Genomic DNA, 19,511 nt, shown 5'->3' on the forward strand with positions numbered 1-19,511 from the left:
CGCTGACGGAACTGACCGCTACGAAGTGCTGGATGAGCCAGCAGCGACAGTGCGTGCAGAGGCGAGACCTTTGGCCTTCACTCGCTGCGCGGAGGGCGCGGCTCCCGGCGCTCTGCTTCCTCGACCACCGAGAATGGAAGTTCCTCGTACATTGAGCGGTTGAACTCGGCGAAGGTCAGCCTGCCATCGACGAACACTTTGAAGTAGCGCCGGCAGACGTCCTCCGCCATTTCCTCGCGACTGGAATAGGGCGTTCCCTCCAGCGCATCGTCCTTGAGGTCGGGCAGGTACTCCGACACGCAGGCCTCGACATATTGCGGTTGCGCGCCCGGGCGCTTGCGCAGCGCCGACAGGGTCCACTCATATTTGGAATAGCTCATGTATTGCTCGGTTCGCGGCGCGAACAGGACGATTGCGACGATGCACAGGAGAGCGACGGACATGCTGCCGGCGACGAGACGGAGGTTCATTTATTCAATCGTATAAATTGTTGCCCATGCCTATGTAAGACAACTTTAGCGGTTAGCAAGATGCGCGCTTTCGCCTCGGGTGGTTTCACGAAATGTTCCTCCCCCAAATGGGGGAGGAGGCTAGGAGAAAACCACTTTCGTGCTCGGACCGTTCTCCGATCGTTCGGTGTCTATTAGAGGTTGCGAAATTGGGCGCTACCAATTGCATCGCTCGGCCGAAGCGGGGTGGGACGGGCAGGGAGGGATGTGGCGGCGACGTGTCTATGTCTGTCCGCCTGCGGGGCAGCGGCCAAAGACGTTGGGATAAAAACGGTAGCGGTTTGCGGGCGGCGGCGGACCGCGAACGATGTCCTTCGCGCCGACTGGACAAGGCAATCCTCGTGATGGCACTTCGAGTGCGGGTGCCGCCTTCAGTCAGAGATGGGGATCGCGGGCGGCACCGGGCCGAAGCATCGTTCCGCTTCCAGCGCGATCAAAGAGGGAAACCTTCGATCAAAGGGGGAACCTTAAAGTGCGGCCAGCTGTTCGGCCGTTGCAACGATCTGCGTGTTGCCGAGCGAATGGTCGGCATATTTGAACACCAGTATGCTCATGACTGAGGCGACAAGGGCTACCAGGATGATGCGCATGGCGTTGCTCCGACTTCCTTCTTGCCCGGCCTTGATCCTTCGTTGCGCCGGGCGTTGCTCGACCCGGAAGCCTTCAGCTTTCCGGTCAAAGGCCTTTCGGCCTTTCGTTGAACCTGTTCTAGCAAATGGCCGGAGCCGACTATTGTTCCCGCGGGGACAGCGAGAAGGTGCGGGCGCATGCAGCTTTGCGGTGTACTGCGGGCTGGTCCTTTTGAGAAACGGAAGGGCGCCGGGCGCAGCCATGCGCCTTCGGACGCCTGAGGCGCGCCTGCGTATCCGCTCGGTTTCTTCTGCACGCTCGTGTCGGATTGGGGGATGGACGTCGGACGGCCCTAGAGGCCGAGGAGCCAGAAGAGGATGCCGAAGAGCACGATGAATGCGCCGACGGCGAGCAGGAAGCGGGCCATGCCGGTGTTGGTATCCTTCGTGCCGACGAGACAGTACCAGAGGTGATCGTTATCCATTCCCGAATGCTCCATCGAAAGGCGCTCCTGTCGCGCCCGCGTGGCCCACCATACACGCAAAGGTCGTCGCGGCACGTGGACTGATTGCGGGTCCTTGTCGCCGGATCGCGGTGGGCGGAGATGATGTCTTGGCGGCGGACGTTGTTGCGTCCAGGCTGCGAGAGCAGGGTGGGCGCTTTCGTCTCGCCACAGCACCGGCCTGTCCCCACCGCTGCCGCCAGCGTATGCCTGCCTATCCCTCCGCGTCCGCCGTTTCGGCCGCCACCGGCTTTCGCGCCAGTGCCAGGTTGGCAGCGGCCGCCTCCGCCTCGGCTGCACCGGCGGCGCCGGAGCGCACGGTGACGGCGTTGGAGGCGAGGTCGAGGCCGGCTTCGCGCAGCGCCGGCAGCAGGCGCTTCATCGATTCGCGTTGCAGGATGCTGGGGTTGCCGGGGCGGGCGGTGAACTTGAGGCGCACGACGAGCGAGTTTTCGGTGACGTCCTGGATGCCCTGCATCTTCAGGGGCACGAGGAATTCGCCGCCGATCTCGGGGTCTTCGAGCATGGCAAGGCCGACCTTCTTGATGGTCTTGCGGATTTTCTCGGGGTCGGCATCGCGCTCGAATTTCAGCTCGAACTTCACCGTGCTCCAGTCACGGCTGAAATTGGTGACCGCCTGCAGTTGGCCATAGGGGATCGTATGGATCTGGCCGTTCTGGTGGCGCAGCCGAAGTGAGCGCAGCGAGATGCGCTCGACCGTGCCCTTGAGCTTGCCGGTATCGACATATTCGCCGACGCGGAAGGCATCGTCGGCGATGAAGAAGATGCCGGAGACGACATCCTTCACCAGCGTCTGCGAGCCGAAGGAGAGGGCAAGGCCGAGCACGCCGAAGCCGGCGATCAGCGGCGCGATGTTGATGCCGAGCGCGGAGAGGATGACGAGGCTGGTGACGGCAAAGATGCCGCCGAAGATGAGGTTGCGCACGAGCGGCAGGATGGTCGAGAGGCGGCTTGTCTGCTGGACCACCGTGTCGTCTTCGCTGTCGCCGGGCAAAGCGAGGCGGGCGGTGGGCGCAAAGGCTTCGAAGCTGCGCCAGAGGAAGCTGCAGATCACCCAGGCGGCGACGACCGCAAGGCTGATGCGCTCGAGAACGACGATCCAGCCGACGGCAGCGGCGGTGTCGTGCTGGACCATGACCGAGCGCCAGAGTTCGATGATGATATGCAGGCCGATCAACCAGGTGGCGCCGGCAAGCGCCGTCTGGATGCTGCCGGAGATCGCCGCGTGCAGCCTCGATGAGGCGGGCGTGCGACGGCGCTCGGCGGCGGCGCCTACCAGCGAATGGATGCCGAAGGCGAGGATCGGAAGAGCGAGCAGGATGATCTGCGTCATGCCGCCGGCAAAGCTCCAGGCCGCGCTGTTGGGGCTGCCGGCGACGATCACGCTCATCAGCCAGAGCACGATGGCGCTCAAGGCATAGAACTCCGGCACGCCGAAGGCGATAGCGCGACGCACGGGGCCGGGGTTTTCGCCGGCAAAGAGCGCGCGGATATCGCTCGCGCCGGCGATGAACCAGTGGAGCTTGACGAGCGTCAGGATCGTGACGCCGATCAGCAGCCAGCCGTCGGTGGCGGCAACGTCGAGCCCGCGTTGGTGGGCAAAGCGCAGGCTGGCGCCGACCACGGCGCCGAACGCGCCATAGGCGAACAGCATGTTGGCGTGAAAGCGCGGGTGGGCGATGTCGAGCAGGCGGATCTCGGGCCGCGTCGGGGCAAAGAGGAAGCGCGCGCCAACGGCATAGGCGGCGGAAGCGACGGCAATGGTGATCAGCGCATGGGCAAGCTCGGCCGAGGCGGTGCCGCGCGCCAGGAGCAGATGGGCAAATCCGTGGGCGACGGCGGCGAAGATCACGAGATAGGCGATGTCGAAGCCGAGCCGGATGATCGAGGCGCGCATGCGGTGCAAGAGGTCCACCACCTCGAAGGAGGCGCCGAACAGGCGATGGATGACGAGGCGGCAGGCAAAGGCGGCGGCAAGCCCGGCGGCAACGGCAAGTGCGGCCACTGCCGCGACCGAGGCCACCGACCAGCCTTCGGCGCGAATGCCTGCCGCAACGTCAGCCATGACCCCGGCGATGCCGGACATGCCGGCAACGCCCATTTGCAAGCCGTTGATAAATCGTGCGGAAAGCGTGTCCAGACTGTCTTCCGGGGCAGCGGCCGGCGTGGCTGCGGCATTCTCTGTGTTTGCGGGGGCTTGAGCGTCGGCCGCGTTCTGCGTGGCCGCTGGCGTTGCTGTGTCGGCCGGGGCAGGTGTCGCCGCATCACCCGGCGTTGCGGCTGCGGGCGCTGCCTTGCCGGCACCCTCCCGCCACTCGACGGTCACCGGCCCGCCAGCCTTGGCGGCAGCCCGCAGGATCGCCTCGATTTCGGCAGGGCTTTGGCCGGGCGTCAGGATGACGGTGACCGGCGGCGGCGTCGTCTGCGCGAGGGTGGGCAGGGCAACTGCCAGAAGGAGCACGAGGCCTGCCAGGAGGCGACGGACGAGAAACGGGATATGCGCCATGAAGTTCATCCACTGAGATCGGTTGTCCGCCATGCGGCCCCATGCATCACATTATATAACGTTCTAAAATTCCAATCGAATTTTGTAGGGCAGGGACGCGGCGGTAACGGACGTGCCTTGCTGCCCTTGAGAGGCAATCGCGCCAGCCGCTGACCCTCACCCTCTCCCCGCAGGCGAGGAGAGGGGATGCGTCGAAGATGTGGCAGGCGTGGTTGATATCGGAGAGGCCCGCCGGGAGCCGCTCTGCAGTCATCGCCCCGCTTTGCTCGCTTGCTTTGAGACGAGGCGCGCGGGTGCCGCGTGTCCCTTCTCCCCGCAGGCGGGGAGAAGGTGCCGGCATGCGGATGAGGGGCGACGTCGCCGTCCGGATGAGAGCGCGACCCTCGCCGCGCGATACGGTCACTTCGTCGTGTAGCCGCCGTTGACGAGGATCGTCTGGCCGGTCATCCACCAGCCGTCGGAGACAAGGAAGCGGATATAGGGGACGATGTCCTCGATGTCGGTGAGGCCGGTCTTGGAGAAGGCCGAGAGGGCTGAGGCGGTCTTGTGATAGGCGACGGCGTCGGCGCCTTCGGCCGGATAGAAGAAAGGCGTGTCCATCGGGCCGGGTCCGATTGCCGTGACCGAGATGCCGCGCGCGCCGAATTCCTTGGCGGCGGCCCGGGTGAAATGCTCGACCGGCGCCTTGGTGCCGGCATAGGCCGCATAGAAGGGCGTGAAGGCGCCGAGCAGCGAGGTGACGAGGGTGCAGACCTTGCCGTTGTCGCTGACATGCCTGCCGGCCTCGCGCAGGAAGAAGAAGGCGGACTTGGAATTGACCGCGCTCATCTCGTCATATTCGGCCTCGGTGATCTCGACGAAGGGCTTCTTCAGGACCTTGCCGACGGTGTTGACGGCGATGTCGATGCCGCCGAGCGCCGCCTTGGCATCGGCAAAGAGCTTTTCGACATTGGCGGCGCTGGTGAGATCGCCGGCAAAGGCGTGGGCGACCGCGCCGGTCGCCTTGATCGCGGCCACGGTCTCGTCGGCTGCCGCCTTCGTCGCCGCGCTGTTGTAATGGATCGCGACGCCACGGGCGCCGTTTTCGGCGAAATCGCGCGCCAAGAGGCCGCCGAGGTTCTTCGCGCCGCCGGCGATGAGGACGGTTTTGCCGTTGATGCTGTGGTCTGCCATGGGTTTCTCCTTTTGTCGGCCGCTTGCTGCGGCCGGTTTGCGGCGAGCGGGGATGCTGTCGTCAACACGCGGTCCCGTGACTGCTCCGGTGCTGACGGCCGGCAGCGGGCCTGTTGATCGTCACGAACGCCGCACGCCGCGTTTCGAAATAGCGCGGGCCGTGCCGCCGCCAACGTGAGGGCGGACTGCGACGCGCATCGCAAGGGAGAGAATATCGTCGGCGTCGCTGGCATAAAGCGTCCGTCCATGACATGACTTGTCAGAAATGACGAACAATGGATGCAACTGGCATGGACAGGATCGAGCTTTTCCGCATTTTCACCCGCGTCGTCGAAAGCGCCAGTTTTACCCGCGCGGCCGATACGCTCGGCCTGCCGCGCTCCTCGGTGTCTGCGGCGGTGCAGACGCTCGAAACCAGGCTCGGAACGCGGCTGTTGCATCGCACGACCCGCAAGGTTGCGCCGACCCAGGATGGCGCCGCCTTCTACGAGCGCTGCCTGCGGCTGATTTCCGATATGGACGAGGCGGAGAACCTGTTTCGCCGCAGCGCTTCCGGCCCGACCGGGCGGCTGCGCGTCGACCTGCCGAGCCGCATCGGTCGGCTGATCGTGGCGCCGGCGCTGCCGGAGTTCCTCGCGCGCTACCCCGGCATCGACATCGATCTCGGCATGACCGACCGGGCGGTGCACCTGATCGAGGAAAGCGTCGACTGTGCGCTGCGTGTCGGGCCGCTTGCCGATTCCGGCCTGATCGCCCGGCCGTTCGGCACGCTCAGGCTGATCAATGTCGCAAGCCCCGACTATCTCACCCGCCACGGCACGCCGAAAATACCCGCCGATCTCGCCGAACATTTCGCGGTCAACTATGCGTCTCCCTCGAGCGGCCGGGTGGAGGACTGGGAGTGGATCGAGGCGGGAGAGGCGCGCACGGTTTCCGTGGCCGGCCGGGTCAGCGTCAACAGCGCCGAAGGCAGCATCGCCTGCTGCCTCGCCGGCCTCGGCCTCATCCAGATCCCGGCCTTCGATGTGATCGACCACATCCACGAAGGGCGGCTTGTCGCGGTGATGCCGGACCACAACGCTGCCCCGATGCCGATGGCGCTGCTCTATCCGCACCGCCAGCATCTGTCGCGCCGGCTCACGGTGTTTGCGGATTGGCTGGAGGGGCTGATGCGGGGTGTGGTTGCGGCGTGAGGGGGCTGGACCCGCTTTGTTGCGAAAGACGGCCTTGCTTGTGCGCGCTAGCTGATTGCCTGGTGGCAGCGGTGGCCGTCCCACGGCAGAAACTCTGATCCGCCTGCATTCCACTTCCCGACGAATTCGGAGAAATCCGGAGTGAAGGTGACGAACAACTGGCCGTAGCCGTATTTGTCGCGCCACATGAAGCTTCGGGTGAGATCGCTGCTGTCGCCATCGTCGCCGGTTTCGGCAAGCTCGCCGTCGACGGAGTGGCCCTGATCGGAAAACACATATTTGCCGACGACCGTGCCATCGGCGGCGGTTTCGAAATGCGTCTCGGCATCCGAGAGCACGCCGGCGGAGGAGAGCTGCCCGCAATAGGTGCCCGAGGGCGCGGTGCTCGTCTCGCCGGCCATCGCCGCAGAGGCGGGCGCGGATGCGGCCACGAGCAGCAGTGTGGCGGTGAAGGAAACGCTTGATTTCAACGCGGCACCTTTGGCGTTTCGACTTCGCGGTCCTCCCGCGATCGCCGGGCAGCGGCGAGTCGCGACGGTTGTCGCCATGGGCGGTCATTCAGGAGGCAAAATCAAGATGCTCGTGCGTCCAGCGCCGACGCCGTGCTGACGCTGCCGTCGCCGAACAGGCGGCCCTTCTCGGCGACGAGGAAACAGGTGAGCACGCAGGCGCCGAAGAGGCAGAGGCTCGCCATCAAGCGCAGCGACAGCAGTGCTGCAAAGTCCGCCATGGCGGGCGAGGCGAGCGCAGGCGATATAGACGGCAAGGCCGATGAGAATGGGCGGGCGGCGGCCGAAGCGATCGGAGAGCGGCCCGAACAGCACCTGCGGAAGGCCGAAGCCGATCAGGAAGACGGTGAGGACGAGGGAGCGGTCGTTCGGATCGCTGACCTGAGAGGCAGCGCCGATCTCCGGCAAGGCCGGCAGCATGATATCGAGCGCCAGCGCCTCGATGGCCATCAGCGCGGCCACGAGCGCGACGAACTCCCTTCGGGAAAGGCCCTTGCGTTCCACCTTGCGCCCACGAGCCGCAGGGGCGGCACTATACTCGGTCTTGTGAGCGGCGTCGAAACGGTGCGTGTTACGTCCCCGGTGTCGGCGAGTTATCAGCCTTGCGCCTGGAGCAGCCACCGGCGGACCTCGTGCGGGCGCGAAGGTCGAACCCGGTCGCTGCCGCGCCACTCCAGTTGAGGCCGGCCATGCGCTTGTCCCCGTCCGGCTTGTCGACCAGCGACCGACAAAGACGTGCAGCGGCCAGCGATCGGCTGGCACCGATCGGAGCGGTATGGGGGGCGCCGCATCCCGCTCCGAGGCATGTGGTGAGGTCAGCTTGCGTCGAAGCCTGCGTGGTAGCGGACGCGGCCGGAGGGCACCGGGCCTGCGAACGCCTGGGCCATGAAATACTCGGCCGGCACGCCATCGAGGTACAAGCCGGCGTGGTGCTCGAAGCCGAAGCGCTGGTAGTAGTCCGGCTCGCCGAGGACGACGCAGCCGTTCGCGCCGGTGCCGGCCAGGCGCGCCAGGCCTTCGCGGATCAGCCTGCCGCCGGTGCCGCCTTTCTGGCGGTCAGGCCTGACGGAGACCGGGCCGAGGCCGTACCAGCCGATATCGTCTCCACCAAGGTCCTCTCCGTCGATCGTGACCGGGGAGAAAGCGACATGGCCGATCATCTCGCCCTGGTCGAGGGCGACCAGCGAGAGCGTCAAGGCACCGGCGTCGCGCAGCGCGTCGATGATTTCGGCCTCGGTCCGGCTGCTATAGGCCATCGGCGCGAAAGCTGCCTTGGTGATCTGTCGAATGGTGGGGATATCGCTCGCTTGTTCGGAGCGGATGTCGGTGATTGTCATGGTAAAACCTGTTCTTGAAACCGTGGTCGCGCGCCATCGACTGCGAACGACGGATATCGTTCGCCGGTGGCGCGGTTTCGCGTCTCGACCGATCGAGACGCTCAGTGGGTGAGAACAAGCTCCAGCATCGACAATTCCTCTGCTCAGTTCAGGCGAGCATCTTGGTATAGAGCCAGGCCTTTGTGGCGGTCAACGGGCGGTGGGCCGCTGTGCCCGGCCTTCATTGCTCGGCCCGTTGCCTGCGTCCTAGTTTTCCTGAACCGAAACGCCGTCCTGGCCGATCTTGATCTCGACGCCCGGCTTCGTCTCTTCCTGGTAGACATAGATGCCGAGGCCGACGACGGCGACGGCAAGCAGGGCGATGACGAGATAGAGGCCGTTTCGGTTCATGCGGAGCTCCTTTTTCGGTGGTTCGTCTGGGAAATAGGAGCTTCTCAAGGAAAGACAATGGGATAGCGGCGAAGATGCGCGCAGAGGGCGATGCGGCCTGGGAGGACGACCTGACCTACTATGCTGGCTTCCTTGACCGCGCAGGGAGCCCCAACGCGTACACAGCGCCCTCCATTCCCAAGGCGTACAAAGGTTGATTTGCCTGCACTGGTTGATTTTCGCTAATTGAGGCAAATAGATTGAACGACGCGAACGACTGAATGCGGATGGTGGCCGGAATGATGGTGCTTGGAAGTTTCTACCGAAAAACCTTCGACATGGACCATTCGGATACGAGCGCCGCAGCGTTCTTTTCCCGGGTGATCAAGCTCGTGCTCTCTTTCTGGGCGGCCGAGTTTTTCATGACCGGCGGGCTCTGGGTGGTGCTGGGCGTCAATCCTGTCGACTACGCGCCGATCAAGCTGGTCGTGTCGCTGGTATGCGTGCTGATCACGCTGATGATTTCCCACATCGTGGCGATGATGCGGGCGAAAAACATCGCGGCCCAGGTTTTCGTGTCGGCGGTCCTGTCCATTCTGGCATCGACGGTCGCAACCACCGTCGACTATCACCTGTTCACCTATGTGAAGCCCGCCATCGGCATCGACTATACGATCGAGAACGTCTGCTACACGCTATTTTACGGCATCTCGCTGTTCTTCGGCTGGTCCTGCTTTTTCATCGCCTACATGTACAACCTGAAGGTCCGCGCGCAGGAGCGCCGGCTGGCGATCACGCGCGAAGAGGCGCTGACCGCGAAGATGCAGGCGCTCTACTACCAGATCAACCCGCACTTCCTGTTCAACACGCTGAACTCGATCGTCGGCCTGATCGAGGAGGGCGCGTCGTCGCAGGCGAGCCGGGTCGTGATGTCGCTGTCGTCGTTTCTGCGAAAGACGCTCGAGATGGACCCGCTGCGGGACCTGGCGCTTTCGGAAGAACTGGCGCTGCAATCGGAGTATCTGGCGATCGAGAAGGAGCGCTTCTCCGATCGCATCAGCGTCACGCTCGACATTCCGCAAGAGTTGAGGACGGCGCTGGTGCCGAGCCTGATCCTGCAGCCGCTCGTCGAGAATGCCGTGAAGCATGGGCTCGGGTGCTCTTCCGGCGATCTGAAGATCACGATCAGCGCATCGCAGGCGGAAAACCGGCTGCAGCTTTCGGTCGACAACGTGTCGGATGCCGGCGAGGTCTTACCGATGGTCAAACGGTCCGGGCTCGGCGTGGGGCTCGCCAACGTCGAAGAGCGCGTCAAGGCGCGCTTCCCCGAAGGCGGTTCGCTCATCGCCGGACCGGTCTCCCCGGCGCATTTCCGCGTGACCGTGACCATGCCTTTGAGAGCACCCGTTGCCGACCGGCTTGCCGATGCTGCCATCGACACCGCGCCGGTCGTGACGGCCTGAGCGAGGCGACGACGGCTGGCGCGCGCCCGGTGAGGCGCGCGACGGGGCAACAGGGGCGGCTCGCGCTCAGACGGAGCGCGTCAGGCCGCCATCCACCTTCAGGTTCTGGCCGGTGATGTAGGCGGCACCATCCGAGGCGAGGAAGGCGACGGTGGCGGCGATCTCGGCGCTGGTGCCGTAGCGCTTCATCGGCACGGCATCGCGGCGCTCTTCGGTCGCCGGCAGGCTGTCGATCCAGCCGGGCAGAACGTTGTTCATGCGCACGTTGTCGGCCGCATAGGTGTCGGCGAAGATCTTGGTGTAGGAGGCAAGACCGGCGCGAAAGACGGCCGAGGTCGGGAACATCGGCGACGGCTCGAAGGCCCAGGCGGTGGAGATGTTGATGATCGCGCCCGCCTTCTGCTTCTGCATGATCGGCGTGACGAGGCGGACCGGGCGGATGACGTTCATCAGGTAGACGTCGAGGCCGGTGTGCCACTGCTCGTCGGTGATTTCGAGGATCTGGGCGCGCGGGCCATGGCCGGCGCTGTTGACCAGCACGTCGATCCGGCCCCATTTTTCCATGGCCGCATCGACAAGACGCTTCAGGTCATCGTTCGATTGGTTGGAGCCGGTGATGCCGATGCCGCCGAGCTCGGCGGCGAGCGCCTCGCCCTTGCCGGAGGAGGAGAGGATCGCGACCTTGTAGCCGTCGGCGGCCAGGCGCCTGGCGCTCTCGGCGCCCATGCCTGAGCCGCCGGCGGTGACTACGGCCACTTTTTCTACTGCCATTTTATCAATCTCCTCATTCGTATCCGTGGAATGCCGCTTTCGCGGGTGCTGCCGTTGAAATACCATCTCCTTCATGCAACCGCGAAACAGTTTCGCTTTCATGTGGCAGTAGAAAAACTATTCGATGAATGACGCACCGGGAAAGCTCCCTTCGCTGAATGGCGTGAAAGTCTTCGAGGTGGCGGCGCGCCACCTGAACTTTCGCCTCGCCGCCGAGGAACTGGGCGTGACGCAAGGCGCAGTTGCCCAGCAGATCCGCGGGCTCGAGGCGGAGCTTGGGGTGAAGCTCTTCGAGCGGCTGCCGCGTGCGCTGGCGCTGACCGGCGAGGGGCGCGCCTATATCGCCGATGTCAGGCGGGCGCTCGAAATCATCGCGCGGGCGACCGACGGGCTGAAACCCCAGCCGGTGCGGCTGACGATCAGCACCACGCCGTCCTTCGCGTCGCGCTGGCTGATCCCGCGCCTGCCGGATTTCACCGCAAGGCATCCGGATCTCGACCTGCATATTCTGGCGACCGACCGCATGTCGAGCTTCCAGGCAGATGGCGTCGATCTCGCCGTGCGCTACGGGCGGCCACCCTTCGGGCCGGGGCTGGCGGTGGAACTGCTGTTCGAGCAGGAGATCGTCGCGGTCTGCAGCCCGATGCTGCTTGCCGGGCGGCCGGCACCGCAGACAGCCGAGGAACTGGCCGGTTATACGCTGCTGCACGACGCCCATAATTTCTGGCCGGAATTCATCGAGCGGCATTTCGGCGGCAGCCGGCAGGCCTCGTTCAAAGGCATCAGCTTCAACCAGACCTCGCACGCGATCGAGGCGGCGACGGCCGGCCAGGGCATCGTGCTCGCCAACCGCGATTTCGTTGCGCGCGATCTCGCCGAAGGGCGGCTCATCCGCCTGTTCGAGGCATCGATGACCGGGCCTTCGGACTTCTATCTGGTCTGGCCGCGCTACCGAAAGTCGCTCAGCCTGCAGACCGTGATCGCCTGGCTCAGCGATGAGGCGAAAAAGGAGCGGGGAGGCTCGGCGGACCCGAACCTTGCAGATGGAGCGCAGAGCGTGAATTCTTGATCCGCGATCAGGGACGCAGGGCCGTGTCGAGCCGGTAGAGCAGGGCGTGAAACGCGCCCTTGCTGGGCTTTCGTCCCGGCAACTTGCCGACGATGCGCCGGATTTCCGGTGATGCGAGCGCGATCAGCTGCCGGAGTTCAATTTCGGTGGCGGCTGCCTCGTCATCCACGCCAAGCGAGAGCGCCTGGATGGCGTAGGCTGCGGGTCCGAGCAGATGGTTGATCTGGTGCGGCGTTTCGATCGGGTGGGTATAGGGTGCACCGGCCGCGGCAATGGCGGCGCGGGCGGCGGCCTTGGCGGCGGGATCGTCAACCGCGCGCGCCGCTGCCTGGGCGGCCCAGGCGGCCTTGCGCAAGACGGCCGTGCGCGGACCGCCCTCGGCAAAGGCGGCAGCCGCGGCGATCGCCTCGCGCGGTCGCGGATCACCCGGCACGACGGCCTCGAAGACCGGCAGCGCGCGTGCGGCGCAGAGGATTGCCCAACGGGTGATGTGGCGCAGGTTGTCTTCGCTCAGGAGCGGTGGAGCGTTATCCTGGTGCATGGTTGAGGTCCCTCGTATGGCAGACCGACACGCGGCACCCCGTCTGACGTGGAAGCCTCGGGCGTTCGAAATCCCGTCGCCGTCAGCCGTGGCAGAACTTGCAGTGATCCGCAACAGACCTATTGTGCGCCTGCCGCACCGGGCCATGGGATGAAGCGAAAATGATGCCTGCCGAAATCGAGACTCCCAAATACGCGCAAATCGAGAACGAGCGGCGCTTTCTCGTCGATCGCTGCCCGGATCTGTCGCAGCACGATTATCGGACGATCGAGGACCTCTACGTGACCGGGAGCCGGCTCCGGGCTCGTGCCATCACCTTCAGCGATGCCCGCCCGCCCGAGTTCAAGTTCTGCAAGAAATACCCGTCGGACAGCACCACATCTCAGCCGATCGTCAACATCTATCTGACTGCCGAAGAGTATGAACTGCTGTCGAAACTGCCCGGAAACAGGGTTCGCAAGCGCCGCTACCGCCGCGAGTTCGAGGGGTTGGTCTACAGCATCGACGTCTTTGAAGGCGCGCTTTCCGGGCTGATCCTGTCGGAGGTCGAGGCCGGTTCGGCCGAAACGCTGATGGCCCTGGCTCCGCCGCCCTGGAGCGGCCTGGAAATCACTGACGACGCCTTCTTTCACGGGGGCACCCTCGCAGGCATCGGTGCCGTTGAGCTTCAGGCGAAGATCTCGTCGCTGAGACGCTGATTGGCCGAATGTTTGCCGACGCCCGTCACGGCTGGGCGACATCTCTGAACGTCGTCGCACCTTCCCGAATCCGGTAGGTTCGGTTGACGCTGGCAATCACGAGACTAATTTCCGTAAAGCCACGGGCGTATCGTAAAGAGAGCCAATCGTTGTCAGTATGGGTTACGACGGCCAACCCATCGCGTTCAGCGCTCCCAGCCCTGCGTAAAAGGAAAGCGTTCCGCCCAGAGGGTGGCCAGCTTCGGGTCGGCATCGACGCGGCGGATGACGTCTGCGAGCTTCGGGGCGACCTCGTAGAAGCGGCGGCGGCCGGGAGACCAGCGCGAGGCGGTGGCGACATAGAGGTCGAGGACCGACAGTTCGTCGCCGAGAAGATATTTTCCCGGTTGCAGCTCCGCGCCCATTCGCTGCCAGCAGTGGGCGACGCGGTCGAACACGCGCGCCTTGACAGTGGCGTGGTCCTCTTCCCGTTCGGCGATGCGGGACGGGTCGTCGGCGATCCAATAGAGGGCGTAGATGGCGGCGGATACGAAGGTCATCCACCGGAGAAAAGCCGGTCGCCTTGCGTCGCTCACGGCCGGGGCCAGGCGGCCCTCGGGGTGGGCGTCGGCGAGCCAGATCAGGATCGCGGCACTTTCGGTCATCAGTTCGCCGTTCGGGAGCACGAGCGCCGGAACCTGGCGCAGGGGATTGATGCGGGCCAGCCTGTCCGCCTCCTGCTTTCCGTCCCAGGGCGCGTGATCCTCGACGCGATAGGGTACGCCGAGCAGGCTGAGGGCCGCCTCGATCGGCACGGAGCCGGAGCCTGACGCTCCATAGACGACAAAGGGTTCGGCCAACTGCTTTTCTCCTCCTGGTCGTGCCGCGACGAATCCGGCCGAAGCCTGGTCGCCCTGCGTCGAAACTGGGGGCGGGGCGGGTATTCCGCATTGCAGTCGCATAGATCCCCGCTTTCGCGATACAATCAAGGCCCTGAGGTGCAATTGGACGTTTCGCCGCAAATCCCGGTTGCAGCGGGCAGGCAGACCGTTTCCGCTTTTCGCGGCAAGGGGCTCCGGTTCCATCTGCCGGAGCGACGGTTCGTCCGCATGCCGACCTTTTGACCGTGCCCGGTTGCAGTTGGCGCGGTTCCAGGCTGAAGCAGGACACGAGGATTGATCCGATGTCGCCAGTCACCGCCGCGTCTCCGACGCTCGATCGCGACCTTCTGCTGAAGACGGCACGGGAGCGTCTGCTGCGCTCGGAATGGTCGCGGGAGCTGTTGCGATCGTTTCAAGGCGGCGCGCTGCAATCCGCCCTTAGGCATGCGGTCAGTGCGTCACCCTACTATCGCGAAACCATTGGCGACCGCTTGGCGCAGGGGGCCGCACTCAAGGATCTGCCCGTGCTGACGAAGCGGGCGCTTATGGAGAATTTCGACCGGATCGTTACCGACCCGAGGCTGAGCCGGCAACTGGTCGAGGGGCATCTCAGCGGACAGTCTTCCGGCTCGCTTCTGCTTGGTGAATACAGAGCCGTTGCCACGGGCGGCACGACCGGCGAGCGTGGGGTCGCGGTATTCGATCCCGCAGCCTGGCTATCGGCCATCGCCAACATGGTGCGTTTCCAGGCGATCGTCGGCATCGACGAGACGACGCGCAGTGTTGCCATATTCGCCTCGTCGCCGGTCCATATTTCCTACCATATCGGCGTGGAGCTTCGGGCGTTGAGGCCCCCGGCGCCCCGGTTCAACGTGCTGATGCCCATCGAGGAGATCGTGGAGGGCCTCAACCTGAACCAGCCCGAGGTGATCTCGACCTATCCGTCCTTCGTGCGTGTCCTGGTGGGCGAGCAGCAGGCGGGGCGGCTGAGGATCAGGCCGCGGCTTTTCCGAACCAGCGCCGAGACGTTGACGGAGGAGGTGCGCGAGCTTGCGGCCGAAACCTGGCAGGCGTCCATCGCCGACAGCTATGTCTGCACCGAGGCGGGACCCATGGGCCACGAATGCTTGCTTGGCGACGGGCTGCATCTCGCCGAAGACAGCTTCGTCTTCGAGGTGGTGGACGGAGACGACCGCCCGGTACCCGACGGCGTGGAGGGCGCGAAGCTGCTGGTGACGACCCTTGCCAATCGCGCGCTGCCGCTGGTGCGCTACGAGATCTCCGACATCGTGGCGATGGCGACCGAGCCGTGCCGCTGCGGCCTGCCGTTCTGGCGGATCGGGTCGATTGCCGGGCGGAGGGAAGAGACGCTGCGGCTGCCCAGGCGTGGTGGCGGAACGGTCAATGTGCACGCCCACCGGCTTCGCTCGCCGCTGACGGGTGCGGCCGGGGTGCGGCAATTCCAGTTCGTGCAACTGTCTGGTGGTCTGGAAATCGCGATCGCCGTGTTTGAAGGCGCCGATGCGGCCGCCGTCCACGCTGCCGTCGAACTGGGCGTGCGTGCGGCACTCGAGGCGGTCGAAGCCGAACCCGCGGAGTTCCGTGTGCGGGTGGTGGATGCGATCGCGCGTTCGGGCGGCGGCGCGAAGCAAAAGCTGGTGGTCTCCGGCGGCGACTAGGAGAGGGCAGGATGCACGCGTGGTGCAATCGCGGCCCGGCTTCGGCCACGCGGCAGCAGGTGGACATTCCGGTGGCCGGCGGGTGGGCAAGCGGCTTATAGTGTTGATAGGCCGGTCCGGGGCCGATATGAAACCGGCCTCTTGCCCGCGATACGGAGTTTTGAAGATTGAGCGTTGCCTTCACCAAGGAAGAAAGTGCCGAAACCGCCGCCGAGACGCTGCTGCCGGACCGGGCGGTTTCGCCGCATCCGAACCTGGTGACAAAGGCGGGGCTGACGGCGCTGGAGGCGCAGATGCAGGAGGCGCGGGTCGCCTATGAAGCGGCAGCCACGATCGACGACGTGAACGAAAAGCGGCGGCAGCAGGCGGGACCCTTGCGGGACGTGCGCTATCTCTCCGAACGGCTGCGCACCGCACAGCTGATGCCCGAACCTGCCTCCAACGAGATCGTCGCCTTTGGCAGCACGGTGACCTTCAGCCGTGACGACGGGCGGGTGCAGAAGTACCGGATCGTCGGCGAGGACGAGGCGGATCCCAAGGCGGGGTCGATCTCCTATGTGGCGCCGGTGGCGCGCATTCTGATGGGCAAGTCGGTGGGCGATCTCGTCACTGTCGGCGACCAGGAACTCGAGGTCTTGGCGATTTCCTGATCCCTGACGTGCCGGCGTGATGACGCCGGTTTGCAGCTATAATAATAGTATCCGATTTAATAGTGCAATCTTGACATTCCGTCGTTGGTCGGTATTTATATCGCGTCCGATCTAATTTGGCGGTGCCGGATGATCGGAAGCGCCTGCCGGAGGCAGGCGGTCAAGAGGGTTGCTCGGGTTCGTCGGTACGGAGAATGGACATGCACAACACTGGTGACGCTGCGCCCGTTCGCGCCTATCGCGAGTTTTCCCGCGTGCTTGATCCCGATGTCTACGTGCCGCTGCCGGACGACTGGCTGATCGGCATCACCGACGTCGTGAATTCCACCGGCGCGATCCGGGCCGGGCGCTATGAGGACGTCAACTATGTCGGCGCCTCGGCGATTGCCGCCATCGGCAACGCGCGCGGCGATTTCGACTTTCCCTTCGTGTTTCGCGGCGATGGCGCGGCCTTTGCGCTGGCGCCGGGCGGGGAGGCCATGGCGCGTTCGGCGCTGCGGCAGCTCGCGGCCTTGGCAAGGGACCGGTTTAACCTCGATTTGCGTGTCGGCCTGCTGACGGTCCGGGACGTCAGGGACCATGGCCAGGATGTGCGGATCGCCCGCTATGCCGCATCGGAGCATGCGACCTATGCGATGTTTGCCGGCGGCGGGCTCAAATGGGCGGAGCGGCAGCTGAAGCAGGGGCGCTACCTGCTGTCGCCGGAAAGCCACGGCAGCGAGCCGGATCTGACCGGCCTTGCGTGCGAATGGCGGCCGTTTCCAAGCCGGCAGGGGCAGATCCTGTCGCTGCTGGCAGAACCCGCCGACGACGTCACGCCCGAGCGCTTTGCCGCCGTTGCGCGCGCGGTGATCGCCGTCTTCGATCAGGGGCCGCGGCAGTCGCATCCTCTGCCGGAGGAAATGGGTGTGCCGAAGGACGCGCGGGTGCAGGTTGCGCCCGAGCGCTGGGCGGGCGTGGCTGCCAGTTCCGATTTTCGCAAATATGACGACGGACTGCGCCTGACGGTGGATTGCACTGCGGAGCAGATCGACCGCATCGAGGCGATCCTTGCGGCGGCCAAGGCGCGCGGCGAGGTCATCTTCGGGCTGCATCGGCAGAGCCACGCGCTGATGACCTGCCTTGTGCCGTCGGCGCGGCCGGATGCGCACTTGCATTTTCTCGACGGCATGGATGGCGGCTACGCCAAGGCCGCGGAAATGATGGCGCCGCGTGAATGCTTGAGCGCCTGATCGTGCCAAGCGGCAAGGGCGGCGCGCCGCCCTCCAGTGCAATGCTGAAATCCGCCGATCAGGGCGCCGACCTTTTTATGCGAACGATAATCGCGGTGGCGGCGGGCGGGCGTTTCGGCGACCTTTGCTATTTCCTGTTTCCGGCCTGGCCGGCGTTCAGCAGGTTGTCGCGCAGCTTTGCCACCGACTGCTGCACCGTCGCAAAGTCGTCGCCGAGGCCGATCGCGTCGGTCAGCGCAGCACCCGGGTCGGCATCCACCAGCGCCTGGCCGGCCGGCGTCAGCGTCAGCCGCACCTGGCGTTCGTCCGTGGGATCGCGGCGACGCTGAAGGTAACCGTCAGCCTCGAGCTTCTTCAGGATCGGCGTCAGCGTGTTCGATTCCAGAAAGAGCTTTTCGCCAAGCGTGCTCACCGTCTGGTCGTCTTCCTCCGACAGAGCCACCAGGGTGACGTATTGGGTATAGGTCAGGCCGAGCTTGTCCAGCAGGGGCTTATAGGCACGGCCGAAGGCAAGATTTGCCGAGTAAATGGCAAAGCACAGGAAGTTCGAGAGCTTCTTGCCGCGCTTGGGCGATGCAGTGCCGGGGTCCTTGGCAGTCTTGGACGTGGACATGGGAATCTTTTTTCCTTTTCGTTGTCTGCACTTAATATAAATCGCATCCGATTAAATCGCAATTGTGTTGACGGTATCCCGTGGTTCAATTATAAACATCGCATCCGATTAAAGCGGATCCGATAAAAAATCAAACAGAGAGGAAATGACATGACCGAGAAGCTCCTTTTCACCGGCAAGACCCACAACACCAGCGGCCGCGACGGCGGCACCATCAGCCAAGACGGCACTTTGGAACTCAAGCTCACCCAGCCGCATCCGGCGGCGGAAAACCTGTTCGGCGCCGCCTGGTCGGCCTGTTACCTGGGCGCGATCGAGCTTGCAGCGCTGCAGCGCAAGGTGAAGCTCCCGGCCGGGCCGCAGGTCGATACCGAGATCGATCTCAACGTCAACGACGGCTCCTATTTCCTGCGTGCCCGGCTGAACGTTCGCCTGGATGGTCTCGACCGCGACGTTGCGCACGACATCATCCACGCCGCCCATGATATCTGCCCTTACTCCAAGGCGGTGCGCGGCAACATCGACGTCGAGACCAATCTCCTCTGATTTCCGCTTAAAAAAACCTATTGATATCATCGGGATGTGCCGGAGCTGGTCACCAGCCGCGGCGCATCCCGATTTCGTTTCAGCAGCGCTCGTTCCTCTACGCATGGCGTCCGGCGGCGGTGGCGGAGGGATTTTCCCGACGGGACCTCACAAGAATGTAATTTGGCCGATCGTCCGCCTTGTTGGTATTTTCGCGCCTTCGCATGTACAGGGGAGCGGCCCTGAGGGGCCGATGGTCGCATGCCTTACAACCTCACGGTCAATGGAAAGAGCTATGCCGTCGATGTGGACGGCGATATCCCTCTGCTCTGGGTCCTGCGCGACGCGATAGGGCTTACCGGAACCAAATTCGGCTGCGGCATCGCCATGTGCGGCGCCTGCACGGTGCATGTCGACGGGCAGGCGGCGCGCTCCTGCGTGATGCCGGTGTCCGAGGCGGCGGAGAAATCGATCACCACGATCGAGGCGATCGGCGACACGCCCGAGGGCAAACGGGTGCAGCAGGCCTGGCTCGACATCGACGTGGTGCAGTGCGGCTACTGTCAATCCGGGCAGATCATGTCGGCGACCGCGCTCATTGCCGCCAATCCCACGCCTGATGACAACGACATCGATGCGGTCATGGCCGGAAACATCTGTCGTTGCGGCACCTATCCGCGCATTCGTGCAGCCATCAAGCTTGCGGCGCGGGGGTGATGCC

At 64.7% G+C, this 19,511-nt stretch carries 22 protein-coding genes; 9 read left to right on the forward strand and 13 right to left on the reverse strand.

What is annotated here, in order from left to right; all coding sequences use genetic code 11:
• Nucleotides 1-77 precede the first annotated feature (77 nt).
• The 5 genes from JVX98_RS10000 to JVX98_RS10010 all read right to left on the reverse strand — a co-directional run bounded on the left by JVX98_RS10000 (nucleotide 78) and on the right by JVX98_RS10010 (nucleotide 5,281).
• Nucleotides 78-470 carry a hypothetical protein gene (locus JVX98_RS10000; RefSeq protein WP_205238487.1) on the reverse strand — a complete coding sequence of 131 codons (393 nt, stop codon included), beginning with the start codon at nucleotides 468-470 and terminating at the stop codon, nucleotides 78-80.
• A 506-nt stretch (nucleotides 471-976) separates the two neighbouring features.
• Nucleotides 977-1,099, reverse strand: coding sequence for a hypothetical protein (locus tag JVX98_RS32530; RefSeq protein WP_255380501.1), 123 nt, complete (start codon nucleotides 1,097-1,099; stop codon nucleotides 977-979).
• Nucleotides 1,100-1,431: 332 nt separating this feature from the next.
• Nucleotides 1,432-1,563 carry a hypothetical protein gene (locus JVX98_RS32535; RefSeq protein WP_256364289.1) on the reverse strand — a complete coding sequence of 44 codons (132 nt, stop codon included), beginning with the start codon at nucleotides 1,561-1,563 and terminating at the stop codon, nucleotides 1,432-1,434.
• Between the two features lie 232 nt (nucleotides 1,564-1,795).
• Entirely contained in the window at nucleotides 1,796-4,108 is a 2,313-nt protein-coding gene (locus JVX98_RS10005) for a mechanosensitive ion channel family protein (RefSeq protein ID WP_205238488.1), read from the reverse strand.
• 399 nt (nucleotides 4,109-4,507) lie between these two features.
• Complete coding sequence (locus JVX98_RS10010) at nucleotides 4,508-5,281, reverse strand: SDR family oxidoreductase (protein ID WP_192446537.1); 774 nt, start codon at nucleotides 5,279-5,281, stop codon at nucleotides 4,508-4,510.
• Between the two features lie 290 nt (nucleotides 5,282-5,571).
• Here JVX98_RS10010 and JVX98_RS10015 point away from each other — a divergent pair, with 290 nt between their 5' ends.
• Nucleotides 5,572-6,474: a LysR family transcriptional regulator gene (locus JVX98_RS10015; protein ID WP_192446536.1), complete on the forward strand. Its 903-nt coding sequence runs from the start codon at nucleotides 5,572-5,574 to the stop codon at nucleotides 6,472-6,474.
• Between the two features lie 47 nt (nucleotides 6,475-6,521).
• Here JVX98_RS10015 and JVX98_RS10020 read toward each other — a convergent pair whose 3' ends face one another.
• The 4 genes from JVX98_RS10020 to JVX98_RS10035 all read right to left on the reverse strand — a co-directional run bounded on the left by JVX98_RS10020 (nucleotide 6,522) and on the right by JVX98_RS10035 (nucleotide 8,710).
• On the reverse strand, nucleotides 6,522-6,944 hold the full coding sequence (locus tag JVX98_RS10020; RefSeq protein WP_205238489.1) for a hypothetical protein: 423 nt from the start codon (nucleotides 6,942-6,944) through the stop codon (nucleotides 6,522-6,524).
• Nucleotides 6,945-7,028: 84 nt separating this feature from the next.
• Nucleotides 7,029-7,433: an MFS transporter gene (locus JVX98_RS10025; protein ID WP_205238490.1), complete on the reverse strand. Its 405-nt coding sequence runs from the start codon at nucleotides 7,431-7,433 to the stop codon at nucleotides 7,029-7,031.
• A 365-nt stretch (nucleotides 7,434-7,798) separates the two neighbouring features.
• Nucleotides 7,799-8,320 (reverse strand): GNAT family N-acetyltransferase, encoded by a 522-nt coding sequence (locus JVX98_RS10030; protein ID WP_205238491.1) that lies wholly within the window; start codon nucleotides 8,318-8,320, stop codon nucleotides 7,799-7,801.
• Between the two features lie 246 nt (nucleotides 8,321-8,566).
• Nucleotides 8,567-8,710 (reverse strand): hypothetical protein, encoded by a 144-nt coding sequence (locus JVX98_RS10035; RefSeq protein ID WP_034793319.1) that lies wholly within the window; start codon nucleotides 8,708-8,710, stop codon nucleotides 8,567-8,569.
• A gap of 278 nt (nucleotides 8,711-8,988) precedes the next feature.
• On the opposite strand from JVX98_RS10035, the gene JVX98_RS10040 reads away from it, so the two are divergent.
• Nucleotides 8,989-10,152 carry a sensor histidine kinase gene (locus tag JVX98_RS10040; RefSeq protein ID WP_205238492.1) on the forward strand — a complete coding sequence of 388 codons (1,164 nt, stop codon included), beginning with the start codon at nucleotides 8,989-8,991 and terminating at the stop codon, nucleotides 10,150-10,152.
• A gap of 66 nt (nucleotides 10,153-10,218) precedes the next feature.
• On the opposite strand, the gene JVX98_RS10045 is transcribed toward JVX98_RS10040, so the two are convergent.
• Complete coding sequence (locus JVX98_RS10045; protein ID WP_205238493.1) at nucleotides 10,219-10,923, reverse strand: SDR family oxidoreductase; 705 nt, start codon at nucleotides 10,921-10,923, stop codon at nucleotides 10,219-10,221.
• A 124-nt stretch (nucleotides 10,924-11,047) separates the two neighbouring features.
• On the opposite strand from JVX98_RS10045, the gene gcvA reads away from it, so the two are divergent.
• Nucleotides 11,048-11,992 (forward strand): transcriptional regulator GcvA, encoded by a 945-nt coding sequence (gene gcvA / locus JVX98_RS10050; protein ID WP_205238494.1) that lies wholly within the window; start codon nucleotides 11,048-11,050, stop codon nucleotides 11,990-11,992.
• A gap of 7 nt (nucleotides 11,993-11,999) precedes the next feature.
• On the opposite strand, the gene JVX98_RS10055 is transcribed toward gcvA, so the two are convergent.
• Nucleotides 12,000-12,533 carry a putative immunity protein gene (locus tag JVX98_RS10055; protein WP_205238495.1) on the reverse strand — a complete coding sequence of 178 codons (534 nt, stop codon included), beginning with the start codon at nucleotides 12,531-12,533 and terminating at the stop codon, nucleotides 12,000-12,002.
• Between the two features lie 161 nt (nucleotides 12,534-12,694).
• Here JVX98_RS10055 and JVX98_RS10060 point away from each other — a divergent pair, with 161 nt between their 5' ends.
• Entirely contained in the window at nucleotides 12,695-13,231 is a 537-nt protein-coding gene (locus JVX98_RS10060) for a hypothetical protein (protein WP_205238496.1), read from the forward strand.
• A gap of 185 nt (nucleotides 13,232-13,416) precedes the next feature.
• On the opposite strand, the gene JVX98_RS10065 is transcribed toward JVX98_RS10060, so the two are convergent.
• Nucleotides 13,417-14,070, reverse strand: coding sequence for a glutathione S-transferase family protein (locus tag JVX98_RS10065; RefSeq protein ID WP_205238497.1), 654 nt, complete (start codon nucleotides 14,068-14,070; stop codon nucleotides 13,417-13,419).
• A 323-nt stretch (nucleotides 14,071-14,393) separates the two neighbouring features.
• Between JVX98_RS10065 and JVX98_RS10070 the strand changes: the two genes are divergently transcribed.
• The 3 genes from JVX98_RS10070 to JVX98_RS10080 all read left to right on the forward strand — a co-directional run bounded on the left by JVX98_RS10070 (nucleotide 14,394) and on the right by JVX98_RS10080 (nucleotide 17,652).
• Entirely contained in the window at nucleotides 14,394-15,770 is a 1,377-nt protein-coding gene (locus JVX98_RS10070; RefSeq protein ID WP_246764991.1) for a phenylacetate--CoA ligase family protein, read from the forward strand.
• A gap of 167 nt (nucleotides 15,771-15,937) precedes the next feature.
• Entirely contained in the window at nucleotides 15,938-16,420 is a 483-nt protein-coding gene (gene greA / locus JVX98_RS10075) for a transcription elongation factor GreA (protein ID WP_205238498.1), read from the forward strand.
• A 200-nt stretch (nucleotides 16,421-16,620) separates the two neighbouring features.
• Nucleotides 16,621-17,652, forward strand: coding sequence for a DUF3095 family protein (locus tag JVX98_RS10080; RefSeq protein ID WP_205238499.1), 1,032 nt, complete (start codon nucleotides 16,621-16,623; stop codon nucleotides 17,650-17,652).
• A gap of 127 nt (nucleotides 17,653-17,779) precedes the next feature.
• On the opposite strand, the gene JVX98_RS10085 is transcribed toward JVX98_RS10080, so the two are convergent.
• Entirely contained in the window at nucleotides 17,780-18,265 is a 486-nt protein-coding gene (locus JVX98_RS10085; RefSeq protein ID WP_192446525.1) for a MarR family winged helix-turn-helix transcriptional regulator, read from the reverse strand.
• Between the two features lie 150 nt (nucleotides 18,266-18,415).
• Between JVX98_RS10085 and JVX98_RS10090 the strand changes: the two genes are divergently transcribed.
• The gene (locus JVX98_RS10090; RefSeq protein ID WP_034793353.1) at nucleotides 18,416-18,811 is read left to right on the forward strand and encodes an Ohr family peroxiredoxin; all 396 of its coding nucleotides are present in this window, start codon (nucleotides 18,416-18,418) and stop codon (nucleotides 18,809-18,811) included.
• A gap of 240 nt (nucleotides 18,812-19,051) precedes the next feature.
• The gene (locus JVX98_RS10095) at nucleotides 19,052-19,507 is read left to right on the forward strand and encodes a (2Fe-2S)-binding protein (RefSeq protein WP_205238500.1); all 456 of its coding nucleotides are present in this window, start codon (nucleotides 19,052-19,054) and stop codon (nucleotides 19,505-19,507) included.
• Nucleotides 19,508-19,511 lie beyond the last annotated feature (4 nt).

The sequence above is a fragment of the Ensifer sp. PDNC004 genome, from assembly GCF_016919405.1.
In the GTDB taxonomy this organism is placed as follows: domain Bacteria; phylum Pseudomonadota; class Alphaproteobacteria; order Rhizobiales; family Rhizobiaceae; genus Ensifer.